Source organism: Arthrobacter sp. B1805 (genome assembly GCF_002929745.1).
GTDB lineage: Bacteria > Actinomycetota > Actinomycetes > Actinomycetales > Micrococcaceae > Arthrobacter_D.
This window is the reverse complement of the sequence record NZ_PJIQ01000007.1, coordinates 31,224-54,577: the sequence shown is the minus strand read 5'-3', so window position 1 is coordinate 54,577 and position 23,354 is coordinate 31,224. Positions and strand designations below refer to the sequence as shown.

The following is a 23,354-nucleotide window of genomic DNA, read 5'->3' as shown; positions in this document are numbered from 1 at the left end:
CCGAGAAAGCCGACGCCATGACCTCCTCTACTTCCGCTGATGCCAGCGGAACCACCAAGCCCCTGAACTCGCGGGGCAAGGTGATCTTCGCCAGCCTCATCGGCACGACGATCGAGTTCTACGACTTCTACATCTACGCCACGGCCGCCGTCCTGGTGTTCCCCGCGCTGTTCTTCCCGAACCAGACCTCGGCCAACCAGCTACTCAGCTCGTTCGCGGTGTTCGGCGTCGCCTTCGTCGCCCGGCCCCTGGGGTCCATCGTCTTCGGGCACTTCGGCGACAAGATCGGCCGCAAGGCGACCCTGGTGGCCTCACTGCTGACGATGGGTATCGCCACGTTCCTCATCGGGCTGCTTCCCGCGGCGACCACCGAGGGCTGGGTGTTCCTTGCACCGCTGCTGCTCGTCGTCCTGCGGTTCCTGCAGGGACTCGCCCTGGGCGGCGAGTGGAGCGGAGCGGCGCTGTTGGCCACGGAGAACGCACCCGCCGGAAAGCGTGCGATCTATGGAACGTTCCCGCAGCTCGGAGCGCCGATCGGCTTCATCCTGGCGAATCTCCTGTTCGTCCTGCTGAGCACCACGCTCAGCCCCGAGGAATTCCTGTCCTGGGGATGGCGTGTGCCGTTCCTGCTGAGCGCTGTCATGGTGATCATCGGTCTCTACGTCCGGCTCAAGCTCATCGAGAGCGCCTCCTTCCAGAAGGTCCAGAACGAGGGCAAGGTCGTGAAGATCCCGCTCGGCACCACGTTCCGCCTCCACTGGCGTGCGCTGCTCCTTGGTACCTTCATCATGTTCGCGACCTACGTGCTCTTCTACTTCATGACGGCGTTCACCCTGACCTACGGAACGGCACCGTCGAGCATCGAGCAGGCGCAGGCGAGGGCCGAAGCAGCGGGCAAGGAGTTCACGGAAGCGCAGGCCGCGGCGTTCGTCCCCGGCCTCGGCATGGCGCGCACCGATTTCCTCTGGATGCTCATCATCGGCGTCGTGTTCTTCGGCATCTTCACGATCGTCTCCGGACCCCTGGCAGAGCGTTTCGGACGCCGCAAGATGCTCCTCGCGACCACGGTCGGCATCGCTGTGTTCGGTCTCCTGTGGGCTCCGCTCTTCGGAGCCGGAACAGTGGGCGCCATGGTGCTCCTGATCGTCGGATTCACCCTGATGGGCCTCACCTTCGGGCCCATGGCTGCCGTGCTGCCGGAACTCTTCCCGGCGAACGTCCGCTACACCGGATCCGCGGTCGCGTACAACGTGTCCAGCATGATCGGCGCGGCCCCCGCCTCCTTCATCGCGGTGGCACTCTGGCAGGCCGCCGGTGGAAGCACCGTGCTGGTCGGCGCCTACCTGAGTGTGGCGGCGGTTGCCACGTTCATCGCGCTGTTCGTCTCGCGTGAGACCCGGGACCACGACTACGAGAACAACGTGGCCTGATCGCGGACGCCGCCAGACGGCGGCCCGCGGACGGCGCCGTACCCGACCGGGTGCGGCGCCGTCGTCGTTCCTGGCCGGTCCCGCCGGCGGGCGGTCGGCCGTAGCGGTTGTCCCCGGCGCCGGTTCCCCCCGTACACTGGATGGGAAGCTGGCTTACCAATCCGGGACGTGCGACGACGCCGCGTGCCCGAGGCCACTGCACGGGGTAGCGGAAGTGAGTGACATGGAGAACCGAGCGCTGGCCGGGCGGTACGCACTGGGGGAGCGTGTCGGGACCGGCGGCATGGCGGACGTCTTCGCCGCCCGCGATACCCGCCTGGAGCGGAACGTGGCGGTCAAGCTCTTCCGTCCCGGGACGGCCGACGGGATCGAGCGCGGATCGGCCGAGGCAAGGCTCCTGGCCGGGCTCGACCATCCCGGTCTCGTCCGCGTCCTCGACATGGACAGCGGCGAGAACGCCGCTGACGGCGCCTACCTCGTCATGGAGCTCGTCAGCGGTCCGGACCTGGGCGTACGCCTGCGGAAGCACGGCGCGCTCACCAGGGAGGGAGTTCGGCTCATGGCGCTGGACCTGGCGCGGACCCTGCAGTACATCCACGGGCGGGGCATCGTCCACCGGGACATCAAGCCATCGAACATCCTGACCCGCGATGCCGATCCGCACAGCGGCCTCTTCCAGTACCTCCTCACGGACTTCGGGATCGCCCGGTTCTTCGACGGCGGCCGCATGACGGCGACCGGCCAGGTCATCGGAAGCGCCGCGTACTTCAGTCCCGAACAGACCCGGGGCGACGACGTCGGGCAGGACTCCGACATCTACTCGCTGGGACTCGTGATGATCGAGGCCCTCACGGGTGAACGGGCGTTCCCCGGAACAGGGGTGGAGAGCGCCCTGGCGCGCCTCCACCGCAGCCCTTCCATACCGCACACCGCCGGCCCTGCCCTGTCGGCACTGCTGATCTCCATGACCCTCGACGACCCCGCGAACCGGCCGGATGCAGCAAGCGTCGTCCGGGCATTGACGGTAATGGGACCGCAGCAGGCGGGAGAACCGGTCACGACGGCGTCTCCGGCAAGCACGCCGGACACGGCGTCGTCGTCCGTGTCCGGGGACGCCGCCACAGGCATGATGACGGGCACGATGGCCGGCCCGACGACGGGCGCTGGCGAAGCAGCCGCCGGTGGTCGGTCCCTGCAGCGAGGCGAGCCGGAGACGACGCGCCTCCCGCCTGTCGCGGCGGTCACGAGGATGTTCGCCCCGCCCGCTGATCCTGGCGTGGAGGCGAGCGCCATGCTGTCGCTCCCGGCGGATGCCGCTCCGACGGCTGCGCCCGGCCGCACGTCGCCCGACAGCGGGTCTGCGGCACGTGGTGACGGGGGAGTCGAAAGGTACTCCCGGCCCGCCCGTACGCGCCCGTCCGACGTCGTGCCCCCCGCGCGGCGGCGCCGCGCCGTGCCCTGGCTCATCGCGATCCTCCTGGTCGCACTGCTGGCAGCCGCTCTCTGGGTTTTCATGACGCTGTCCGGGGGCGGCGCCCCGTCGGACGACATCGAACCACTGCCGGCCGTGCCGGGCGAGCCCGGTGAGAAGTTGCAGGAACTCTACGAAAGCGTGCAGCAATGAGCAGTCCAGCCCGGCGCCCCCGAACGCCCAGCGCCCTCCGGTCGAAGGTGCCCGTCATCGTCGCAGCCGTCGTCCTGCTGACGGGTTGCGGCGGGGAGCCCATCGACGCAGCCACTGCGGGGGACTTCCAGGCTGATGTCCGCTCCATCGCAGCGGCTGCAGCCGGCGCTGATCCTGCCGGAGCGATCCTCCTCGCACGTCAGCTCAAGGACGAGGTCGAGGGTGCCCGGGTCGCGGGGACCGTGACGGAGGATCGCGCGGCGCGCATCAGCCTCCGCATCGACGCCGTCGTCGCGGCGCTGGAGGCGGCGCAGGCGCCCACCGATACTCCTCCTCCGGCGGAGGCACCGGCACCGGCGGAGACGTCCGAGGAGACCGCACCTCCAACCGTTCCCGCAACGCCGGTGGATCCTCTTCCCGCAGTGCCTCCTGCCGATGGCGGCACGGAGGATGGCGACGGGTCCGGAGGAGGCGACGAGGAAACGTCCGATCCGGGCGACAGCGGCGAGGACAGCGCTGCGGACCGGGCCCTCGAGCGGCAGCGGAAAGCCGAGGAGAAAGCCCAGGAGAAAGCCCGGGAGGCGGCGGAGAAGGCTGCGGAAAAAGCCGAGGAGAAAGCCGAGGAAGCAGAGGAGAGGGCTAAGGGAAACTCCGGGAACTAGCCCGGCGATCCCCCTCAAGCGCCGGACGCCCGGCCTGTGGCCGGCCTGCTCAGCGCGACCCGTCATCGGCTAGCTCGGCACGGCCCGTAATCGGCTTGCCCGGCACGGCAGGTGATCGGGCGCGGGCGCGCTATCTGTCGGCCGTGCCGAAGCCGGCCCGAGCGGCCGTGCCGGCGTCAGTCGCGGATCGTGGCGATGACGGAGCCTGCCGAGACGGTATCGCCGGCAGCTGCGACCAGCCCGGACAGCGTTCCGGCCTTATGTGCCGTCAGCGGCTGCTCCATCTTCATCGCTTCCAGCACCACGATGAGATCGCCCTCCGCCACGACGTCACCCTCCGCCGCGGCGACCTTCACGATGGTGCCCTGCATCGGCGAGGTCAGTTCGTCTCCACTGACCGCGGCCTTCCCTGCTCGTGCCCGCGACGACTTCTTGGACTTGGTAGGGGTGCTCGCCTTGCCGTTGGTCGATCCACCGAGTCCCGCGGGTAGGACGACATCCAGCCGGCGGCCGGCGACCTCCACGGTGATGCGCTGGCGGGGCTCCTCGTCCGCTGCGGGCTCCGTGGAGCCGGCCCAGGGCTCGATGGTGTTGGTGAACTCGGTCTCGATCCAGCGCGTGTGCACCGAGAATGCTCCGCTCGTGGGAGCGAAGGCGGGATCGGCGACGACTGCTGCATGGAAGGGGAGGACGGTCGGCATTCCGTCGATCACCATCTCACCGATGGCGCGGCGCGCACGCTGCAGTGCCTGTTCCCGGCTCGCGCCGCTGACGATGAGCTTCGCGAGCATTGAGTCGAAGTTCCCGCCGACGACCTCACCCGCCTCGATGCCCGAATCGACCCGGACGCCCGGACCAGTGGGCAGCTTGAGGGTCTGCACCGTGCCCGGAGCGGGCATGAAACCACGGCCGGCATCCTCGCCGTTGATGCGGAACTCGAAGGAGTGGCCGCGCACCTCCGGGTCGTCGTAACCGAGCTCCTCGCCGCGGGCGATGCGGAACTGCTCGCGCACGAGGTCGAGGCCGGTGACCTCCTCCGAGACGGGGTGCTCGACCTGGAGGCGCGTGTTGACCTCGAGGAACGAAATGGTTCCATCCTGTCCGACGAGGAACTCGCAGGTGCCGGCGCCCTGGTATCCCGCCTCGAGGAGGATGGCCTTGGATGCCGTGTACAGCCGCTCGTTCTGTTCGTCCGAGAGGAAGGGAGCAGGAGCTTCCTCGACGAGTTTCTGGTTGCGGCGCTGCAGGGAGCAGTCGCGTGTGGAGACGACGACGACGTTTCCGTGGGCGTCCGCCAGACACTGCGTCTCGACGTGGCGCGGAGCATCCAGGAACCGCTCGACGAAGCATTCACCGCGTCCGAAGGCCGCCGTCGCCTCGCGGACCGCGGAATCGAACAGCTCGGGAATCTCCTCGTGGCTGCGGACCACCTTGATGCCGCGGCCGCCACCGCCGAACGCCGCCTTGATCGCGATGGGCAACCCGAACTCCTGGGCGAAGTCGATGACCTCCTGCACCGATTCCACAGGGTCCTTGGTGCCGGGAACCAGCGGTGCACCTACCCGCTCCGCGATGTGGCGGGCCTGGACCTTGTCGCCCAGCTGCGAGATGGAGTCGGGTGAAGGTCCGATCCAGGTGATCCCGGCGTCGATGACCCGCTGCGCGAACTCGGCGTTCTCGGAGAGGAAACCGTAGCCGGGGTGGATCGCGTCCGCTCCGCTTCGCCGGGCCGCCTCGAGGATGCGGTCCATGACGAGGTAGGACTCCGCGGCTGTCTCGCCACCCAGCGCGAAGGCCTCGTCGGCCATGCGGACGTGCAGCGCGTCGCGGTCGGGGTCCGCGTACACGGCGACCGACGCGATGCCCTCATCCTTCGCGGCACGGATGACCCGGACCGCGATCTCACCGCGATTGGCCACCAGGACCTTCGTCACCCGGTGCTGCCGGCCCCCGGTGTCATTGCTGCCACTCGTGGCGACTGCGCGATCGGACGGGGTGCTGGGGGACTGGTTCATGGGGCTGGAACTCCTTCTTCTCAGGTCGGAGCCTAACCCGGTTTTGTGGCTTCCGCCCATGGATCGTGCTGAAGGGGAGTGTTGTGCGGCAATCCTTTGTAGGGAACCTACAACGAGGTCGGTGCGCCCCAGAGTTCAGTGACGGAGACGCCGGCAGAGTGCAGTAGGCCGCGCAGGGTGGAGATGCTGAGGCCGACGACGGCGTGGGGGTCGCCGTCCACGCGATCGATGAAGGCACCACCCAGCCCGTCGATGGTGAAGGAGCCCGCGCACTGCAGGGGTTCGCCGGTCGCCACGTACGCGGCGACCTCGACATCGGACATCGCGCCGAAGTACACCGTCGCGGAGGACACCGAGCCGATCGTGGCACCCGATCCGCCGTCGCGCGTGTCCACGAGCCAGTGCCCGGTGTGCAGGACGCCGGACCGGCCCCGCATGCGGCTGATGCGCTCGATCGCAACCGAGGGCTCGTAGGGCTTGCCGTGAGCCTCGCCGTCGAACTCGAAGACCGAATCGCACCCGATGACGAGGGCGTCTGCGGCGTCGTCGAGGTTCGCGACCGCCTCGGCCTTCGCACGCGCCAGCAGCAAGGAGGTGTCGTGGGCGTCGGTCACGCCGTAGGAGGCGACGACGGCGGGCTCGTCCACAGCGGACACCAGGACGGAGTGGCGGATCCCGGCCTCGGCCAGGAGCTTGGTGCGGGCGGGGGACTTCGAGGCGAGGATCAGGCGCGGGGTCATGGCTCCAGCGTAGGCAGGCTGCCGGGCAGCGGAAAGCCCGCCCCGGATGGACCGGGGCGGGCCGTCGTGCACCGGGGCGGCCGACTACCGGGTCAGGGCGGTCGAGATGCCGTCGTTCGCGGCCTCGGGGTCGACGCCGTCGCGTACGCTGTCGTCGGCGAACGGGTCACCCGTGCGCTGTGCGTTGTAGAGGTCGAGGTCCAGGAGCCCCTCGCGGCGGGCGACGATCGTCGGAACGAGAGCCTGGCCGGCGACGTTCACTGCCGTGCGGCCCATGTCGAGGATCGGGTCCACGGCGAGCAGCAGCCCGACGCCCGCGAGGGGGAGTCCCAGCGTGGACAGGGTGAGCGTCAGCATGACGACGGCACCCGTGGTGCCGGCGGTAGCGGCGGAACCGAGGACCGAGACGAGGGCGATCAGCAGGTACTGCGTCAGGGTCAGGTCGATGCCGAAGAACTGGGCCACGAAGATGGCGGCGATCGCCGGGTAGATGGCGGCGCAGCCGTCCATCTTCGTCGTCGCGCCGAGCGGCACCGCGAAGGAGGCGTAGCCGCGGGGAACACCGAGGTTCCGCTCGGTGATCCGCTGTGTGAGCGGCAGCGTGCCCACCGAGGAGCGCGAGACGAACGCGAGCTGGATGGCCGGCCAGGCGCCGGAGAAGTACTGCCGGACGGACAGGCCGTGCGCCTTGATCAGGACGGGGTAGACGGCGAACAGCACGAGCGCGAGCCCCACGTAGATGGCCAGGGTGAACTTGCCCAGGGATCCGATGGTGTCCCAGCCGTACACCGCGACGGCGTTGCCGATCAGGCCTACGGTGCCGAGCGGGGCGATGCGGATGATCCACCAGAGGACCTTCTGGATGACGGCCAGCGCCGACGCGTTGAACGCGAGGAAGGGCTCTGCCTGCTTGCCGACCTTCAGGGCGGCGATTCCGACGGCGACGGCGACGACGAGCACCTGCAGGACGTTGAAGTTCAGTGCCGTGGTGACCGCGCCGCCCTCGGCGACGGTCGAGGAGGCCTGGAGGCCGAGGAAGTTCGCGGGGATGAGCCCGGTCAGGAAGGCCCACCAGCTACCCGTGGTGCCGGTGTATTCCGCGGGCTGGGTCGCGTCCGTGCCGGCGCCCGGCTGGAACACCACGCCGAGGGCGATGCCGATGACCACGGAGATGAGCGCCGTGATGGCGAACCACAGGAGTGTCTGCCCGGCGAGCCGCGCAGCGTTGTTGACGGCCCGGAGGTTGGCGATCGAGCTGACCACCGCGGTGAAGATCAGGGGGACGACGGCGGCACGCAGCAGGGCGACGTAGCTCGAGCCCAGCGTGGCGAGCGTCGTGCCGAGACCGGTGGGCGTCTCCTTCGTGTGGCCCGTGTACTTGGCCAGGAGGCCGAGGGCGAGGCCTACGACGAGGGCTGCGATGATCTGCGGACCGAAGGAGGTCGCCCAGCGGGGCAACCTGCGGCGGGAGGGCGGGGAGCTGATTTCAGTAGACACGCCCGAAACACTAGGGGGGCCGTATACACAAGCGAAGCGCCAGTTGCGAAATGTTACGCAGGGCAGGGTGCGCCGCCCGCGGACCCCCGCGCAATCACAGGGCGGGCTGGTGTCTTCCCGCCCGCCCTGTGATGAACGTCTATCCTTCGGACACGAGTGCCCGGCGCAGGGTGTCGAGCCCGACGGACCCGAGGTTGAGCGCACGGGTGTGGAAAGCGCGGAGGTCGAAGGCGTCCCCCTCGCGGGTGCGCACCTCGTCCCGGACCTGCTCCCACAGTCGCTGGCCGATCTTGTACGACGGCGCCTGGCCCGGCCAGCCGAGGTAGCGGGTGAACTCGAAGTTGAGCTGGCCCTCACTGATGGCGATGTTGCGCTTCAGGAAGTCGTAGCCCTTGTCCGGCGTCCAGGTGCCCTCACCCCAGCGTTCGGGGATCTCCAGTTCGAGGTGCACACCGATGTCGAAGACGACGCGTGCGGCACGCATGCGCTGGGCATCGAGCATGCCCAGGCGGTCACCCGGATCGGACAGGAACCCGAGCTCCTGCATCAGGCGCTCCGCGTACAGCGCCCACCCCTCGCCCTGGCCCGACACCCAGATCGCATTGCGTCGCCAGGGGTTGAGCAGGGCGCGCTGGTACGTCGCCGTCGCGATCTGCAGGTGGTGGCCGGGAACGCCCTCATGGTAGACGGTGGTCGTCTCCTTCCAGGTCGTGAACGAGTCCTCGCCCTCCGGGACCGACCACCACATGCGGCCCGGCCGGGAGAAGTCGTCGCTCGGGCCCGTGTAATAGATGCCGCCCTCGTTGGTGGGGGCGATCCTGCACTCGAGGCGGCGCATGACGTCGGGGATGTCGAAGTGCACGCCGGCCATCGCCTCGACGGCCTTGTCCGAGAGCTCCTGCATCCACGCCTGGAGGGCATCGGTGCCCTGCAGCTGGCGGGCCGGGTCCTCGTCCAGCAGGCGGATGGCCTCCTCGACCGATGCGCCCTCCCGGATCTCGTTCGCCACGGCCTCCTGCTCGGCGATGACGCGGTCGAGCTCCTCGACCCCCCACTGGTAGGTCTCCTCGAGGTCGACGGCGCTTCCGAGGAAGAGACGGGACATCAGGGCGTAGCGCTCGCGTCCGACGGCGTCCTTCTCGGGCGCAGTCGGCAGGAGATCGTCCTGCAGGAAGGAGGCGAGCGAGCGGTAGGCGTCACGGGCGGCTCCCGCACCCGACCGGAGCCGCTCCCGCACCGATGCCGGCAGCTCGCCGTCGTCCGCGCTGTCGGTGCTACCCAGCGAATCGAAGAATCCACCGTCCTCGGCGTACTTGGAGGACTGCTCGATGACGATGCCGACCTGCCGGCGGGCAGCCACGAGACCGCGCTCGCGGCCCGCGCGCAGGGACGAGATGTATCCGCCGATCGCAGCGGGCACGTTGGCCATCCGGCCGGCGATGTTGCCCCAGTCCTCCGCCGTGGCGGTAGGCATGAGGTCGAAGATCGCGCGGATGGTCTGGGCCGGGCAGGCGATGTTGTTGAGATCGGCCAAGGTGTAGCCGGCGTCGTGGATCTCGAGGTCGAGGCCGAGCCGCTCCCGCATGGCGTCGAGCGTCACGGCGTCGACGTCGTCGGCGGGCTGGAGGTCCTCGAGACGGCGCAGCGTGTCGCGCGCCGCTTCCGCGAGGGCCTCGATGCCGGCGGGTGAGTAATCCTGGTACTCGGTCTCGTGGCCGGGGATACCCAGTTCGGTCGCGAAGTTGGGCATCAGTTCGAGGAGGGTCTCGTAGTACGAGGTGGCGACGGCGTCGACGGCGGTGGACTGCCGCGCGGGCTGCTCGCCGGGGGAGGGGACGGAAGCTGGAGTGTCATGGGTCACTCGACGAGCCTAGCGTCGTGCAGTTGCCGAAGGCCACCTCCTGGCCCGGGCGCGGGCCGGACGTGCGTCAGCGAACGCTGCGCCGCCACGAGCCCGGCCCCGGCGTCGGCCCGAGCCTCAGCATGACGCGCCGGACCCAGGACCGGGCATGGGTGGGCGCTTCGTCCGCCTCTCCGGTTCCCTGCAGCGCGGCGACGACGGCGGTCAGGGCTGCGAGCTCCTCCTCCGTCGGGTTGCCGGAGACGACCGACAGGACGGCAGGGTCCTCGACGGGGACGTTCTCCTCGACCGTCACAGCGGGATGTTCCCGTGCTTCTTGGCGGGATTGGCGGCTCTCTTGTCCCGCAGTGCGCGGAGCCCACGCACGATCTGCAGCCGCGTCTCGGACGGGGCGATGACGGCGTCGACGTAGCCGAGCTCCGCCGCCTGGTAGGGGTTGAGCAGCTCCTCCTCGTACTGCTGCACCACCTCGGCACGGCGTGCCTCGACGTCGCCACCAGCGGCGGCGACGGCCTTGAGGTCTCCGCGGTACAGGATGTTGACCGCACCCTGTGCGCCCATGACGCCGATCTGCGCGGTGGGCCAGGCGAGGTTCAGGTCCGCGCCGAGCTTCTTGGAGCCCATGACGATGTACGCGCCGCCGTAGGCCTTGCGTGTGATGACGGTCAGCTTCGGCACGGTCGCCTCCGCATAGGCGTAGAGCAGCTTGGCGCCGCGCCGGATGATGCCCTGGAACTCCTGGTCCTTCCCCGGCAGGAACCCGGGCACGTCCACGAGGGTCAGGATCGGGATGTTGAAGGCATCACAGTGGCGTACGAACCGGGCGGCCTTCTCGGAGGCGTTGATGTCGAGTGTTCCCGCGAACTGCAGTGGCTGGTTGGCCACCACACCGATCGTGTGGCCCTCCACGCGGGCGTAGCCGGTGACGACGTTCGGCGCGTACAGCGCCTGCATCTCCAGGAAGTGGCCGTCGTCGACGATCGCGTCGATCACGGCGTGCATGTCGTACGGCTGGTTCGCCGCGTCGGGGATGAGCTCGTCGAGGGCGAGGTCCTCGTCGGTGACCTCCGGCTCCTCCGCGAAGGCCGTCAGGGGCGCCTCCGCCAGATTGTTGGAGGGCAGGAAATCGAGCAGCTCCCGGACGAAGCCGATGGCGTCCGCCTCGTCCGTAGCGAGGTAGGCGGAGGTTCCCGTCGTCGTGTTGTGCTGCCGCGCGCCGCCCAGGGTCTCCATGTCCACGTCCTCGCCCGTGACCGTCTTGATGACGTCGGGTCCCGTGATGAACATGTGGGACGTCTTGTCCACCATCACCACGAAGTCGGTCAGGGCCGGGGAGTAGGCCGCACCGCCCGCGCACGGGCCCATGATGAGGGAGATCTGCGGGACCACGCCGGAGGCGTGGACGTTGTTGCGGAAGATGTCCGCGAACATCGCGAGCGACGCCACGCCCTCCTGGATGCGGGCACCGCCGCCGTCGTTGATCCCGATGACGGGGCAGCCGTTGCGCAGCGCGAACTCCTGCACCTTGACGATCTTCTCCCCGTTGACCTGGCTGAGGGAGCCGCCGTAGACGCTGAAGTCCTGGCTGTAGACCGCGATGAGGCGCCCGTCCACGGTCGCGTACCCGGATACGACGCCGTCGCCCAGCGGTTTCTTCTTTTCCATGCCGAAGGCGGTGGAGCGGTGGACCGCGAGGGCGTCGAACTCCACGAAGGAGCCCTCGTCCACGAGCATGTCGATGCGCTCGCGGGCCGTGTTCTTGCCGCGCGCGTGCTGCTTCTCGATCGCCTCCGGACCGGACGGCTGCTCCGAGAGAGCCTTGCGCCTCCGGAAGTCGGCGAGCTTCCCGGCCGTCGTGGTGAGGTCGGGCTGCGTGTCCTGTTGCATTGATACTCCGGTCGGCGCGGGATGGGGGCAAGCTCTGGCGATGACTGGAGGATTCCGACAAAGCGCAGCGCGTTTCGTCCAGTCTAGTGAGGTTCAAGGGGGTGGCCGTTGTAGGACGCCTACAGTTTCCGGCGCCATCGCTTAGCCGACGCCTCGTTGTTACCGACGAGTAACAACGGTGCGTCGACGCTCGCTGTGACAGCCCGGTTGCTTAGGGTGGAGCCATGACTGCACGCAATGACGCTCAGGAATCGCCCGCCGCGCCCACGCTCGACGGGCGCACGATCATCATGTCGGGCGGCAGCCGGGGGATCGGCCTCGCCATCGCGCTGCGTGCGGCGCGCGACGGAGCGAACGTGGCCATCATGGCCAAGACGGGTGAGCCCCACCCGAAGCTCCAGGGCACCGTGTACACGGCGGCCGAGCAGATCGAGGCCGCGGGCGGGTACGCCCTTCCGCTGGTCGGCGACGTGCGGAACGACGACGACGTCAGGGCCGCCGTCGACGCGACGGTGCACGCCTTCGGGGGGATCGACATCGTGGTGAACAACGCTTCGGCGATCGACCTCTCGAAGACGCCCGACGTCGACATGAAGCGCTACGACCTCATGGCGGACATCAACGTCCGCGGGACGTTCATGCTGAGCAAGTTCTGTCTCGACGCGCTGAGGCAGTCCGGGAACCCGCACATCCTCACGCTCTCGCCACCGCTGAATCTCGAACCGCGATGGGCGGGCATGCACCTCGCCTACACCATGGCCAAGTACGGCATGAGCATGACCACCCTCGGTCTGGCGGAGGAGTTGAAGGAGGACGGCATCGCCGTGAACTCGCTCTGGCCGGCGACCCTCATCGACACCGCAGCGATCCGCAACCTGCCCGGCGGAACCACGATGGTGCAGGCCGCCCGCAGCCCGGAGATCGTCGCCGACGCCGCCCACGCCGTGCTGGTCCGCCCGAGCCGCGGTTGCACCGGGAACTTCTACACGGACGAGGAGGTGCTGCGCGAGGTGGGCGTCACCGACCTCGCCCGGTACAGCCTCGGGGCACCGGAGGATCAGCTCGTCCCGGACATCTTCCTCTGAGGTTCGGCTCGGGGCAGGGCGCGCTGGGCCGGATAGGATCGATGGCATGTCCTCCCGCTATTCCAATCTCGAGCGTCCGGGCCTGAACCTCGGCGCACTGAGGACAGCCGTCTGCATGCCGTCCGGTCCGTTCTCGCGGCTCGACATCGTCGCGAGGACCGGTTCCACGAACACGGACCTCGTGGACCACGCGCAGCGGGAACCGGCAGGGTGGCCCGATCTCAGCGTCCTCGGCGCCGAGGTGCAGACAGCCGGCCGCGGTCGCCTCGACCGCAGCTGGGTGGCACCCGAGCGCTCGTCGCTCTTCGTCAGCGTGCTCCTGCGCCCCTTCAACAGGCAGGGACGGCCCGTACCCACCGGGGCCTACTCCTGGTTCTCGCTGCTCGCGGCGCTGGCGCTTGCCGAGAGTGTCGAGGACCGCACCGAGATCGCCCCCCAGCTCAAGTGGCCCAACGACGTCACGGTGGACGGCCGGAAGCTGGCGGGCATCCTGGCCCAGTTCGTGCCGGGCGCCGACGCGGAGCCGCCCGCCGTCGTCGTCGGGGTGGGGCTGAACGTCAGCCTCACGAATGACGAGCTGCCCGTTCCCACAGCGACGAGCCTGCTCCTCGAATACGCCGGGACCACCGACCGGAACATCCTGCTGAAATCCTTCCTGCGCACCTTCGCGGACCACTACCGCTCCTTCTGCGACGTCGACGGCGACGCGGAGGTGGCCTGGGCGGACGGGCCGTCCCTGCTCGCCCGCGTAGAAGCCAGGATGGCGACCCTTGGCCAGGACGTCCGGGCGGAACTGCCCGGCGAGAACCTGCTGAGCGGCCGAGCCCTCGCGCTGGACGCGCGCGGCGCGCTGATCGTGCGGGACGACGACGGCGAGCGGCACACCATCTCAGCGGGCGACGTCGTGCACCTGCGTCCACAGGCATAGCTGTGCGCATCAAGCTGCTGCCGGGGGAGCGCGTGATCGTGCGTACCCGGCCGAATCCGTTGCCGCTCGTCGGGCCGGTCGTGGCAGGATTCATCATCCTCGCCGCCGGCGGATTCGTGCTGGGCTACCTCGGGCGGAGCAGCCTGTCCGGCAGCCTGGCCGACTGGCAGCCCGTGGTGCTGCTCGTCGTGCTCGCCGTCGTCGTACTCCTGCTCCTCCGCGTGGTCGTGCGGCCGCTGGTCCGCTGGTCGAGCAACCGCTTCGTGCTCACGAGCATGCGGCTCATCCACCGACGGGGGGCGACCCGGCGGATGGAGCACCAGATCAACCTCTCGGCCATCTCCCAGCTCCAGACGGAACAGGGACTGCTGCAGCGGATGGTGGGCAGCGGCACCCTCATAGCGGACCTCGGGTTTGATCGTGCCCACGACTACCGGGACGTTCCGCAGATCGGGACGTTCAAGGAGTACGTGGTGCAGGCCATCAGTGAGCTCCCCCTGACGCGGATGTTCGATGGTGTAGACATGGAGATCGATCCGCAGTACGCCCGCGGCCAGGAGCCCAGGGTGCAGCAGGAATGGAGGAGCGAGCAGCCGTGACAGTCGAGGACCGCCCCGAGTCCGCGCGATCGGCCCGCACCGATGCGGCGGGTGGCGCCGGGAGCCCCGCGGGGACGGGGCAGTACGACGACGCTCGCGAGGCCGCTGCCTCCACGGCGTCGAAGGCCGTGTGGCAGCTCCAGCCGGACATGGCGGCGGACGACGACGGGCCGACGCATCCCGACGACGCGTCGGCCGGTCCTATCGAGCTCGACCGCGACACCATCCGGCGGCTCGAGCGTGAACTCCTCGGGGCCGAACGGACGCTCAAGCGCCGCGACATCGCCGCCGGCGCGGGCGTATCCCTCCTCTCGGCCCGCAAGCTGTGGCGCGCCATGGGCTTCCCGAACATCGGCGACGACGACGTCGCCTTCACCGAGAAGGACCTCGGCGCGCTCACGACGATCATCGACATGGTGCGCCGCGAGCAGTTGACCGAGGACGCCGCGATCTCGATCACGCGCGCAGTGGGCCAGATGACCGATCGCATGGTCGTGTGGCAGATCGAGGCCATCGTCGAGGAGATGGTGGCCCAGCGCGGGCTGACGGACGCGGATGCGCGCAAGACGCTCGTGTCCGAGCTGCCGGACCTGATCGAACCGCTCGAGAAGACACTCGTGTACGCATGGCGGCGGCAGATGAACGCCGCCGTCCAGCGCCTGGCGCTGCGAGCGGAATCGGGCCTGCGTTCGAGCGAGGCGGGCCGCGACGGCGACGAACAGGACGCTCCGCTGCCGCTCGCCCGCGCGGTGGGTTTCGCCGACCTCGTCTCCTACACGAGCCTGTCGCGGCAGATGAACGAACGCACGCTGGCCCAGCTCGTGCAGCGGTTCGAGAACAAGAGCGCGGAGATCATCTCCGTGGGGGGCGGGCGCCTCGTGAAGACGATCGGCGACGAGGTCCTCTACATCGCGGAGTCGCCGGAAGCGGGGGCGGAGATCTCGCTGGCGCTCGCGAAGGCCTTCTCGGAGGACGAGTTCCTGCCGTCCGCACGCTGCGCCCTCGTCTGGGGCCGTGTGCTCTCCAGGCTCGGTGACATCTACGGCCCGACCGTGAACCTGGCGGCACGCCTCACCGCGCTCGCCGAACCCGGCGAGGTGCTCATCGACTCCGTGACGGCGTCGACGCTGGACTCCAACGACAGGTTCGTCCTGACACCCCACGAGCCCCGGCAGGTGCGTGGCTTCGGCGAGGTGCGTCCCGTGACACTCGCCCGCGGCACCGGCACCGGCATCATCCTCGACTGACTCGGCGTCGCGTCATCACACGATCGCTCGGGGACCGGGTGAATGTCCTGCCCGTCGCCTGAGCGGTGGTGAGGGCCGGACCGGGGCCCGGATGCCGGTTCCGCCGAGTCCGCAACGCCGCGAGGTGACGCTGTTGGGACGCACGAGGAGCGAGCGCGACCGGGCAAGGCAGAATAGGAGAATGACCGACCACACCATCGACTTCCCCGGCCAGCGATGCTCGATGTCCAGGATTCTGGTGGTGCGTCCATGACGGGCCACGACGCGGTGCCGGCCTCGCCGCGGGACCTGCGCCTCACCTACGGATTCGCCACCGATCGGGGATTGCGCAGGGAACTGAACGAGGATTCCCTGATCGCGTCCGAACCGATCTTCGCCGTCGCCGACGGCATGGGCGGCCATGCGGCCGGTGAGATCGCCAGCGGAATCTGCGTGCGCACGTTGGGGGCCAGTGCGGTCATCGGTCGGCACCTGCCGGAGTTCTCCGCGGCGGACCTGGAGGAGCTCATCGAGGACGCCGACCACGAGATCCGACGGCAGACTGGCGGGCAGGCGGGTACGACGCTCAGCGGCGTGGTCCTCGTACAGGAAGCAGGAATGCCGTACTGGCTGTTCTTCAACGTGGGGGATTCCCGCACCTACCTGCTGAGCAAGGGCCAGTTCGGACAGATCTCGGTGGACCACTCCGAAGTCCAGGAACTCGTGGATACCGGCACCATCACGTCGGAGGAAGCACGGACGCACCCGCGCCGCCACGTCGTCACGCGCGCTCTGGGAACCGGAGATGACGCCGAGGCCGACTTCTGGCTCATGCCCGTTGAGGAGGGCGACCGCATCCTCATCTGCTCGGACGGACTCAGCGGCGAGGTCAGCGATGATGGCATCTGCGCCGTCATGAGTACCGTGCGCGATCCGCAGCAGGCGTGCGAGGAACTGGTCGAGGCGACCCTGCGCTCGGGAGCGCGCGACAACGTCACGCTGATCGTCGTCGACGCGACGGGCGTGGGCGACGAGACGGAGATGCAGACCACGGCCCCGAGCGGCAGCACTTTCGCGGCCGACGTCGGACATATCGTCGGGACCGGCAGCCATCCTGTCCAGCCCGACGACGCCACGCTGCCGGCAGGAGCGCATGCGGTTCAGATCGCCGGCCCGGCTGCCGGGGCCACCGGACACGAGGGACGCCCGGAGACACTGGGGCTGCAGCCGTGACGACAGCCCCAGCGCCCGTTCCGAGCTACGTGTACACGCCCGGTGACTGGACTGTGCTCTTCCGCGCGCGCCTGATCGCAGCGCTGCCGCCGGGCACTTCCGGGGCCACGATCCAGTCCGTATGGGCGGCCATGGACGACGCCGAGATCGCGACGCTGCTGCCATTGGTGAGCGGCGGATCCGGGGCAGGCCTTGCCGAAACGCCGCCGTTTGCCATCGTGGCCGCCGCGAGCGGCCTGCACGTCATTTTGCGGGGACACGTGACACTCACGGCTATGCACGATTCGGGGTCAAGCACCTACTCAGGGGAGCGCGTCACCACCTGGGCGGAGCACATCCTGGGTGACGGCAGCTTCTCCTCCTTCACCCTCACCTGTGAGCCTGCGGCGGGGCGCCCCCCGACCCTGCCCCTCACCGGCGGCGCCGTGCGCGCGGGATCGATTACCGGAGCGCCCGGACCGGTCGGCGCATCGCTTCACGATCAGACTGTCGGCGCAGTAGGGCCGGCTGCGGAGGCTGCAGACGTCGAAGTATCGAGCACGAGCGGCACTCGAGGCACCGGGAGCACCGGGAGTGCCGGGAGTGCTGCAGGTGCCGGGAGCACGTCTCGTGCCGGCCTTAACGTTCACTCGGCCGAGCCTGTCGCAGATCCAGGCAGCCTCGGCGCCATGGATCCTGAGCTCGAAGCCGAACCGTCCCTCGCGGTCGGCGAAGTGGCCTCCGCACGGTCCGGTGCTGCAGAACCCGGTCATCCCCTGGACGGCAATCAGGTGACGACTACCCCCAGCTTTCACCTGCGCGACGTGCCGCCCGACATCGCCGATCCCGGAGTAGTCTCCGCCATCGAACCCCTCATGCCGGTCCGGACCGAGGCGCCGAGGGCGCGGGAAGCGGCGCCTGGCCGCACCAGCGGCGGCGACAGTGCAGACGGGGCCTAGGCGGAGAACAGGACGGGAAGGTGCCCGTGCGGGCCGTGGGCGTGTCCGGGCATGGGTGGCGCGACCGCCCTGCTCCAGGCGCCCTGCTGGAGCGCTCGTGACGTGCTGGAACAGCCCGGAGCGCCGGTAGCCCGCTCCGGGGCGTTAGGGCAAGATGGAAAAGTGACTCCAGAACCTGACAGCGCAACGGTAGACGCCACTCCCAGTGACCAGCTCAGGGAGGAGTACGCGCAGCTCGCCGAGGAGATCCGCGCGCATCGCATCGCCTATTACCAGGATGCGGCTCCCACTGTCTCGGATGCCGAGTTCGATGCCCTCTTCCGGCGCCTCGAGGAGTTGGAGGCGCTCCATCCGGAACTCGTCTCCAACGACTCGCCGACGCAGGAGGTGGGCGGCGAGGTATCCGCCGCCTTCACACCCGTCGACCACCTCGCCCGCATGTACAGCCTCGAGGACGTCTTCTCGCTCGACGAACTGAGGGCATGGCTGGACCGGGCGAGCGCGGGAGTCGAGCAGCGCAGCCCGGGCGCCAGGGTCTCATGGCTGACGGAGCTCAAGATCGACGGTCTCGCCGTGAACCTGCTGTACCGCAAGGGTGAGCTGGTCCGCGCCGCCACACGGGGGGATGGTGTCACCGGTGAGGACATCACGCACAACGTCCTCACCATCGCTTCGATCCCCCGGCACCTCGCCGGCAGCGACCACCCGCAGGAGGTGGAGGTACGCGGAGAGGTCTTCTTCCCGACGAAGGAGTTCGGGCAACTCAACGAGCGGATGGTCGCAGCGGGTAAGGCACCTTTCGCCAACCCGCGGAACGCCGCGGCAGGGTCGCTGCGGCAGAAGGACCCCGCCATGACGGCGGAGCGTCCGCTGGACATGTACGTGCACGGCATCGGGGCCCGCACGGGGCTCGCGGCCGAGACGCAGTCCGAGACGTACGACCTGCTCAAGGCCTGGGGCCTGCCGACGTCGCCCTACTACAAGGTGCTGCAGACGCAGGACGAGATTCTCGACTACATCGCGCACTTCGGCGAGCACCGCCACGATCTCCTGCACGAGATCGACGGGATCGTCATCAAGGTCGACAGCTTCGCTCTGCAACGCGCCCTCGGCCATACGTCGAGGGTCCCGCGCTGGTCGGTGGCCTACAAGTACCCGCCGGAGGAAGTGAACACCAAGCTCCTGGACATCCTGGTGAACGTCGGACGGACGGGGCGCGTCACGCCCTTCGGTCTGATGGAGCCAGTCAAGGTCGCCGGTTCGACCGTGGGAATGGCCACGCTGCACAACCAGGAGGTCGTCAAGGCCAAGGGCGTCATGATCGGTGACATCGTGGTGCTGCGGAAGGCCGGTGATGTGATCCCGGAGATCGTGGGGCCGGTCCTGGCCCTGCGCGACAAGCAGGATCCGCCGGTGCGCGAGTTCGTCATGCCCACCGAGTGCCCGTCCTGCGGAACCCCCCTGCAGCCGGCGAAGGAGGGCGATGTCGACATCCGCTGCCCGAACGCCCGGTCCTGCCCGTCGCAGCTGCGCGAGCGCGTGTTCCACCTTGCAGGACGCGGAGCCTTCGACATCGAGGCCCTCGGCTACGAGGCGGCCATCGCGCTCACGCAACCGGCTGAGCCGGCGATCCCGCCGATCACCACCGAGGCCGAGATCTTCGACCTCACGCCGGAGAAGCTCGCTGATGTGAAGATCGAGCGGGACAAGAAGGTCAAGGGCGTCGTGACGGGTCGGGAACTCGTGCCCTATTTCTACTCGAGGGGAACCGCCAAGAAGCCCTCCGAACCCAGTGCGACGACGCGCAAGCTCTTCACCGAGCTCGAGAAGGCGAAGAAGCAGCCGCTCTGGCGTGTGCTCGTCGCGCTGTCGATCCGGCACGTCGGCCCGACGGCGTCGCGCGCCCTGGCCACCGCATTCGGTTCCATGGAACGCATCCGAACCGCGAGCGAGGAGGAACTCGCCAACGTCGACGGCGTCGGCCCGACGATCGCGGCGGCGCTCAAGGAGTGGTTCGCGGAGGACTGGCATCGCGAGATCGTGGACCGCTGGGCGGCGGCCGGGGTGCGGATGGAGGACGAGGTCGACGAGAGCGCACCCCGGACCCTCGAGGGCCTCACCATCGTGGTCACCGGTTCCCTCCAGCGGTACAACCGCGACGAGGCGAAGGAGGCCATCATCACCCGCGGTGGGAAGGCGTCCGGCTCGGTGTCGAAGAACACGAGCTACGTGGTGGCGGGGGAGAACGCGGGCACGAAGCTCGAGAAGGCCGAAGCCCTCGGCATTCCCGTCCTCGACGAGGACGGCTTCATCGCACTGCTGCAGAACGGGCAGGCATCCGACGGCGGGCCCGCCACATGACCGGCACTCCGGCGAGTGGACCACACGGTCCGGCCCACTCGCCCGAATCGCTCCTGCACCTCGCCCGCCAGGCGGCGGCGGCCGGCGCGGAGGTACTGGCCCGCCGCGACCCGCAGGCGCTCGACGCCACCAGCAAGAGCTCCGACAGCGACTGGGTGACCGCATTCGACGTCGCGGCGGAGCGTGCGGTGCGCACCGTCATCCAGGATTCGAGGCCCCATGACGTCATCACCGGGGAGGAGCTCGGAACCTCCGTACCGTCCGGCACCTCCCCGGACGGGTCCAGGGTCCGCTGGTCCATCGATCCGCTCGACGGAACCACCAACTTCATCCGGAACATCGTCTACTACGGCACCTCGGTCGCGGTGGCTGCCGAGGACGGCACCTGGCTTGCCGGCGTCGTGCACGCGCCGGCGCTGGAGCGCGTGTATTGGGCGTGCCGCGGCGGCGGCTCGTGGCTGAGCGACCGAGGGGCAGTGCGACGGCTGACCGGACCGGCCACGCACAGGGGGCGCCTCCTGGCGACAGGCTTGTCCTACGACCCGGCCGCACGCGCGGGTCAGGTGCGTGAACTCGGCCCACTCCTCGACGGGTTCGGCGATCTCCGGCGCCTGGGATCGGCGGCGCTCGACCTCTGCCTGGTGGCCGACGGCACGCTCGACGCCTTCGCCGAGCGCGGGCTGAACGAGCACGACCTCGCGGCCGGCGCGCTGATCGCCGAGGAGGCGGGAGTCGCGGTGCGCCGGCCGGTGCTGCGTCCCATGATCGACGGCGGCCCCACCGAGTCCGAGCGCCTCGCAGGGATGACCCTGGCCGGACCTGCGGACTTCGTGGCATGGCATTCGACGGAGAGGCAGTCATGACCACGCCGTCCTGGCAGAAGATCCTGTCGACCCTCGCCGGCGGGCGCGCCCGGCAGCTCTACGCGCGGGCTGTGCTCGGGGAGCCGCTCGACGCGACACCGAAGGAACTGCAGCGACTCGTCGATGCGGGGCTGCTCCGGCAGGACGCCACGGTGGACGAGCACCTGTTTAAGGAAGTGCTCGCGGCCGCATCCCCCGGAACGCCGAGGGGCGTCGACCGCTTTTTCCGGGAGGGCATGATCGATGGCCTGCCGCGGACGGGGCAGGATCGCGCCGACATCCTCGAGCACCTTGCGGAACGCCTCCTGCCGCCGGACGAGGAGCTGAGCGAACCGGAGATCAACCGGCTGCTCGCGACCGTGACACGCGATATCCCCACCCTCCGGCGGGCTCTCGTGGACCACGGGTACGTGGAGCGCTACCCCGACGGCACCGGATACCGCCGGGTGACGGAGTCCTCCTGAACCTTCTTCGTAACATACAGCGTAGGCGTGGCAACCTACGCTGTAGGCGGTAGGGTCTGCATCATCATCCCATTGCCGCCTGAAGACCCTGTCAGCGGCCTACCAGGAGGCGGCTCATGCCCAAGGCAGTCAGATTCTCGACCTACGGCGGACCGGACGTGCTGCAGGTCGTCGACGTCCCGATGCCCGTGCCCGCGGACGGCGAGGTCCTTGTCCAGGTGATGGCGGCAGCTCTCAATCCGGGTGAGATCGGCATCCGCGAGGGAGTCTTCGCCCAGATCTGGCCGGCGCACTTCCCCGAGGGCCAGGGCAATGACTTCTCCGGGCACGTCGTGGAAGTGGGCGGAACAGGGAGCGCCTTCGCTGTGGGTGACGAGGTCCTCGGGTTCTCACCTCGGGCTGCCCAGGCCGAGTATGTCGTCGTCAGCAGTGGAGCTCTCGCACACAAGCCCGCGACGCTCTCGTGGGAAGCGGCCGCCTCGGTCGCCGGAGCGGGGGCGACGGCGTGGGCGTCCGTGGCCGCCGTCAAGCCGCAACCGGGCGAGACCGTCGTGGTGTCCGGTGCTGCCGGGGGAGTCGGCATCATCGCCGCGCAACTGGCCCGCCTGTCCGGAGCCACGGTGATCGGTACTGCGAGCAGTGCCAATGCGGCAGCGCTCGAGGACCGTGGCATCATCCCCGTGCAGTACGGGCAGGGGCTCCGCGCGGAGTTGGAGCGGATGGCACCGCACGGCGTCGATGCGTTCATCGATACCTTCGGCAGGGGCAACGTCGCCCTCGCGATCGCGCTGGGCGTTCCACCCAACCGCATCAACACCACGGCCGACGGCGCCGGAGTGCAGCGGTACGGCGTGCACTCCGACGCCCAGGAGCAGGCGGACTCCCCGGCCATCTGGGGAGAACTCGCCGAGTTGGCGGCTTCGGGAGCCCTCGACATACCGGTCGGTGCTGTTTACCCGCTCGAGCGAGTGGCCGACGCGTACAGGGAGGTCGCCACGCGTCACGGCTTCGGAAAGCGCGTCCTGCGCATCAGGCCCTAGCGGGCATCAGGAAACACGCTCGGCGGCGAGGCGTGCTCCGCCGTCGTGCTGATCCTTGAGGACCGGATGCCGGCTGATGATCGAGACCCGGTTGAAGGCGCCGATCGTGATGGCGATCCATGCGATGGCGGAGAACTCCCCCTCCGTGAGCTCCTGGCGGGCGGTTTCCAGATTGTGGTCCCGCGCGCCTGCCGGTGGCAGGTCCGCGACGGTCTCCGCGACGAGCAGGGCGGCACGTTCCTTCGGCGTGAACAGATCGGTGTCCTGCCATGCGGCCAGGACGGACAGGCGGTCGGGGTCCACCCCGAGCTCCACCGCGAGGATGGTGTGTCGTCGAAGGCAGAAGGCACAGCCGTTCAGCTGCGAGACCCTCAGGTTGATCAGCTCGATGAGCTCGGAGGTGATTCCCGCGCCGATCGCCGCTTCGCGAGCCTTGAGCGCGACTGCGTTGAGTGCCCGGAAGACTGCGGGGTCCTCCTTGTCGAGGAACACGTGGTTGTGCTCGCGGTCGCCGTCGACACTCATGGCTGTGCTGTCCCGGCCGGCTCCGACGCGGGCCTGGCGTCCGGCGCGTCGACGTGGTCCCGGTATTCCGGGTGGCGCCGGAGGTACGCCGCGATGAAGGGGCAGATCGCCACGATGCGGTGGCCCTGGGCGACGACGTCGTCCAGGGCGAAGCGGGCGAGCAGCGGGGCCAGTCCCTGTCCTGCATAGTCGTCGTGCACCTCGGTATGGACGAAGACCCTCTGGTTCTGCCGCGGCCGCGCGCGGTAGGTGGTGAAACCGGCAATGCGGTCACCATCGACCAGCTCGTACCGATGCAGTTCGGGGGCATGCCGGAGGGCGATAGTGGAGATGCCGCTTTCCTGCGGCAACGTTTCATCGGGAGTCATGGAGCGTC

General features: G+C 69.1%; 21 protein-coding genes. 13 read left to right on the top strand and 8 right to left on the bottom strand.

Annotated elements, in window-relative coordinates:
* Window positions 1–17 precede the first annotated feature (17 nt).
* The 3 genes from CXQ96_RS09525 (at window position 18) to CXQ96_RS09515 (ending at window position 3,716) form a co-directional block, all read left to right on the top strand.
* Window positions 18–1,430, top strand: a complete 1,413-nt coding sequence (locus CXQ96_RS09525) for an MFS transporter (protein ID WP_104117933.1) — start codon at window positions 18–20, stop codon at window positions 1,428–1,430.
* Window positions 1,431–1,653: 223 nt separating this feature from the next.
* Entirely contained in the window at window positions 1,654–3,054 is a 1,401-nt protein-coding gene (locus CXQ96_RS09520; RefSeq protein WP_104117807.1) for a serine/threonine-protein kinase, read from the top strand.
* Complete coding sequence (locus tag CXQ96_RS09515) at window positions 3,051–3,716, top strand: hypothetical protein (protein ID WP_104117806.1); 666 nt, start codon at window positions 3,051–3,053, stop codon at window positions 3,714–3,716. The genes CXQ96_RS09520 and CXQ96_RS09515 overlap by 4 nt, the downstream gene beginning before the upstream one ends.
* Before the next feature lie 176 nt (window positions 3,717–3,892).
* Here the strand turns inward: CXQ96_RS09515 and CXQ96_RS09510 are convergent, their stop codons facing one another.
* The 6 genes from CXQ96_RS09510 to CXQ96_RS09485 form a co-directional block, all read right to left on the bottom strand.
* Window positions 3,893–5,731 carry a biotin carboxylase N-terminal domain-containing protein gene (locus CXQ96_RS09510; protein WP_104117805.1) on the bottom strand — a complete coding sequence of 613 codons (1,839 nt, stop codon included), beginning with the start codon at window positions 5,729–5,731 and terminating at the stop codon, window positions 3,893–3,895.
* A 107-nt stretch (window positions 5,732–5,838) separates the two neighbouring features.
* Window positions 5,839–6,471, bottom strand: coding sequence for a nucleoside triphosphate pyrophosphatase (locus tag CXQ96_RS09505; RefSeq protein ID WP_104117804.1), 633 nt, complete (start codon window positions 6,469–6,471; stop codon window positions 5,839–5,841).
* A gap of 84 nt (window positions 6,472–6,555) precedes the next feature.
* Complete coding sequence (locus CXQ96_RS09500) at window positions 6,556–7,968, bottom strand: dicarboxylate/amino acid:cation symporter (RefSeq protein ID WP_104117803.1); 1,413 nt, start codon at window positions 7,966–7,968, stop codon at window positions 6,556–6,558.
* Window positions 7,969–8,107: 139 nt separating this feature from the next.
* Complete coding sequence (locus CXQ96_RS09495; RefSeq protein ID WP_258059004.1) at window positions 8,108–9,829, bottom strand: DUF885 domain-containing protein; 1,722 nt, start codon at window positions 9,827–9,829, stop codon at window positions 8,108–8,110.
* A 67-nt stretch (window positions 9,830–9,896) separates the two neighbouring features.
* Window positions 9,897–10,124, bottom strand: a complete 228-nt coding sequence (locus CXQ96_RS09490; RefSeq protein ID WP_104117802.1) for an acyl-CoA carboxylase subunit epsilon — start codon at window positions 10,122–10,124, stop codon at window positions 9,897–9,899.
* Window positions 10,121–11,716 (bottom strand): acyl-CoA carboxylase subunit beta, encoded by a 1,596-nt coding sequence (locus CXQ96_RS09485; protein WP_104117801.1) that lies wholly within the window; start codon window positions 11,714–11,716, stop codon window positions 10,121–10,123. The genes CXQ96_RS09490 and CXQ96_RS09485 overlap by 4 nt, the downstream gene beginning before the upstream one ends.
* Before the next feature lie 224 nt (window positions 11,717–11,940).
* Here CXQ96_RS09485 and CXQ96_RS09480 point away from each other — a divergent pair, with 224 nt between their 5' ends.
* From CXQ96_RS09480 to CXQ96_RS09435, 10 genes are all read left to right on the top strand, one after another.
* Window positions 11,941–12,801 (top strand): NAD(P)-dependent oxidoreductase, encoded by an 861-nt coding sequence (locus CXQ96_RS09480; RefSeq protein WP_104117800.1) that lies wholly within the window; start codon window positions 11,941–11,943, stop codon window positions 12,799–12,801.
* Window positions 12,802–12,847: 46 nt separating this feature from the next.
* Window positions 12,848–13,729 (top strand): biotin--[acetyl-CoA-carboxylase] ligase, encoded by an 882-nt coding sequence (locus CXQ96_RS09475; RefSeq protein ID WP_104117799.1) that lies wholly within the window; start codon window positions 12,848–12,850, stop codon window positions 13,727–13,729.
* A gap of 2 nt (window positions 13,730–13,731) precedes the next feature.
* Entirely contained in the window at window positions 13,732–14,328 is a 597-nt protein-coding gene (locus tag CXQ96_RS09470; RefSeq protein WP_104117798.1) for a PH domain-containing protein, read from the top strand.
* Complete coding sequence (locus CXQ96_RS09465) at window positions 14,325–15,575, top strand: adenylate/guanylate cyclase domain-containing protein (protein WP_258059003.1); 1,251 nt, start codon at window positions 14,325–14,327, stop codon at window positions 15,573–15,575. The genes CXQ96_RS09470 and CXQ96_RS09465 overlap by 4 nt, the downstream gene beginning before the upstream one ends.
* Window positions 15,576–15,824: 249 nt before the next feature.
* A complete protein-coding gene (locus CXQ96_RS09460) occupies window positions 15,825–16,787 on the top strand; it encodes a PP2C family serine/threonine-protein phosphatase (RefSeq protein ID WP_104117930.1) in 963 nt (320 codons plus the stop codon).
* Window positions 16,784–17,725 carry a hypothetical protein gene (locus tag CXQ96_RS09455; RefSeq protein ID WP_104117797.1) on the top strand — a complete coding sequence of 314 codons (942 nt, stop codon included), beginning with the start codon at window positions 16,784–16,786 and terminating at the stop codon, window positions 17,723–17,725. The genes CXQ96_RS09460 and CXQ96_RS09455 overlap by 4 nt, the downstream gene beginning before the upstream one ends.
* A gap of 162 nt (window positions 17,726–17,887) precedes the next feature.
* On the top strand, window positions 17,888–20,086 hold the full coding sequence (gene ligA, locus CXQ96_RS09450) for an NAD-dependent DNA ligase LigA (protein WP_258059002.1): 2,199 nt from the start codon (window positions 17,888–17,890) through the stop codon (window positions 20,084–20,086).
* A complete protein-coding gene (locus tag CXQ96_RS09445; RefSeq protein WP_104117795.1) occupies window positions 20,083–20,949 on the top strand; it encodes an inositol monophosphatase family protein in 867 nt (288 codons plus the stop codon). Before ligA ends, CXQ96_RS09445 begins: the two co-directional genes overlap by 4 nt.
* Window positions 20,922–21,413: a DUF2087 domain-containing protein gene (locus CXQ96_RS09440; protein ID WP_104117794.1), complete on the top strand. Its 492-nt coding sequence runs from the start codon at window positions 20,922–20,924 to the stop codon at window positions 21,411–21,413. The genes CXQ96_RS09445 and CXQ96_RS09440 overlap by 28 nt, the downstream gene beginning before the upstream one ends.
* A gap of 116 nt (window positions 21,414–21,529) precedes the next feature.
* Window positions 21,530–22,453: an NADP-dependent oxidoreductase gene (locus CXQ96_RS09435; RefSeq protein ID WP_104117793.1), complete on the top strand. Its 924-nt coding sequence runs from the start codon at window positions 21,530–21,532 to the stop codon at window positions 22,451–22,453.
* 6 nt (window positions 22,454–22,459) lie between these two features.
* Here the strand turns inward: CXQ96_RS09435 and CXQ96_RS09430 are convergent, their stop codons facing one another.
* Together CXQ96_RS09430 and CXQ96_RS09425 are read right to left on the bottom strand one after the other, a co-directional pair.
* Window positions 22,460–22,978 (bottom strand): carboxymuconolactone decarboxylase family protein, encoded by a 519-nt coding sequence (locus tag CXQ96_RS09430; RefSeq protein ID WP_104117792.1) that lies wholly within the window; start codon window positions 22,976–22,978, stop codon window positions 22,460–22,462.
* Window positions 22,975–23,346: a GNAT family N-acetyltransferase gene (locus CXQ96_RS09425; protein ID WP_104117791.1), complete on the bottom strand. Its 372-nt coding sequence runs from the start codon at window positions 23,344–23,346 to the stop codon at window positions 22,975–22,977. Before CXQ96_RS09425 ends, CXQ96_RS09430 begins: the two co-directional genes overlap by 4 nt.
* Between the last annotated feature and the right edge of the window lie 8 nt (window positions 23,347–23,354).

Bases quoted from the DNA above. Each gene is read 5' to 3' on its own strand.
- CXQ96_RS09435 (WP_104117793.1), top strand. From the start codon at position 21,530: ATGCCCAAGGCAGTCAGATTCTCGACCTACGGCGGACCGGACGTGCTG.
- CXQ96_RS09430 (WP_104117792.1), bottom strand. From the start codon at position 22,978: ATGAGTGTCGACGGCGACCGCGAGCACAACCACGTGTTCCTCGACAAG.
- CXQ96_RS09475 (WP_104117799.1), top strand. From the start codon at position 12,848: ATGTCCTCCCGCTATTCCAATCTCGAGCGTCCGGGCCTGAACCTCGGC.
- CXQ96_RS09515 (WP_104117806.1), top strand. From the start codon at position 3,051: ATGAGCAGTCCAGCCCGGCGCCCCCGAACGCCCAGCGCCCTCCGGTCG.
- CXQ96_RS09440 (WP_104117794.1), top strand. From the start codon at position 20,922: ATGGCATTCGACGGAGAGGCAGTCATGACCACGCCGTCCTGGCAGAAG.
- CXQ96_RS09425 (WP_104117791.1), bottom strand. From the start codon at position 23,346: ATGACTCCCGATGAAACGTTGCCGCAGGAAAGCGGCATCTCCACTATC.
- CXQ96_RS09480 (WP_104117800.1), top strand. From the start codon at position 11,941: ATGACTGCACGCAATGACGCTCAGGAATCGCCCGCCGCGCCCACGCTC.
- CXQ96_RS09460 (WP_104117930.1), top strand. From the start codon at position 15,825: ATGACGGGCCACGACGCGGTGCCGGCCTCGCCGCGGGACCTGCGCCTC.
- CXQ96_RS09510 (WP_104117805.1), bottom strand. From the start codon at position 5,731: ATGAACCAGTCCCCCAGCACCCCGTCCGATCGCGCAGTCGCCACGAGT.
- CXQ96_RS09525 (WP_104117933.1), top strand. From the start codon at position 18: ATGACCTCCTCTACTTCCGCTGATGCCAGCGGAACCACCAAGCCCCTG.
- CXQ96_RS09505 (WP_104117804.1), bottom strand. From the start codon at position 6,471: ATGACCCCGCGCCTGATCCTCGCCTCGAAGTCCCCCGCCCGCACCAAG.
- CXQ96_RS09520 (WP_104117807.1), top strand. From the start codon at position 1,654: ATGGAGAACCGAGCGCTGGCCGGGCGGTACGCACTGGGGGAGCGTGTC.
- CXQ96_RS09485 (WP_104117801.1), bottom strand. From the start codon at position 11,716: ATGCAACAGGACACGCAGCCCGACCTCACCACGACGGCCGGGAAGCTC.
- CXQ96_RS09445 (WP_104117795.1), top strand. From the start codon at position 20,083: ATGACCGGCACTCCGGCGAGTGGACCACACGGTCCGGCCCACTCGCCC.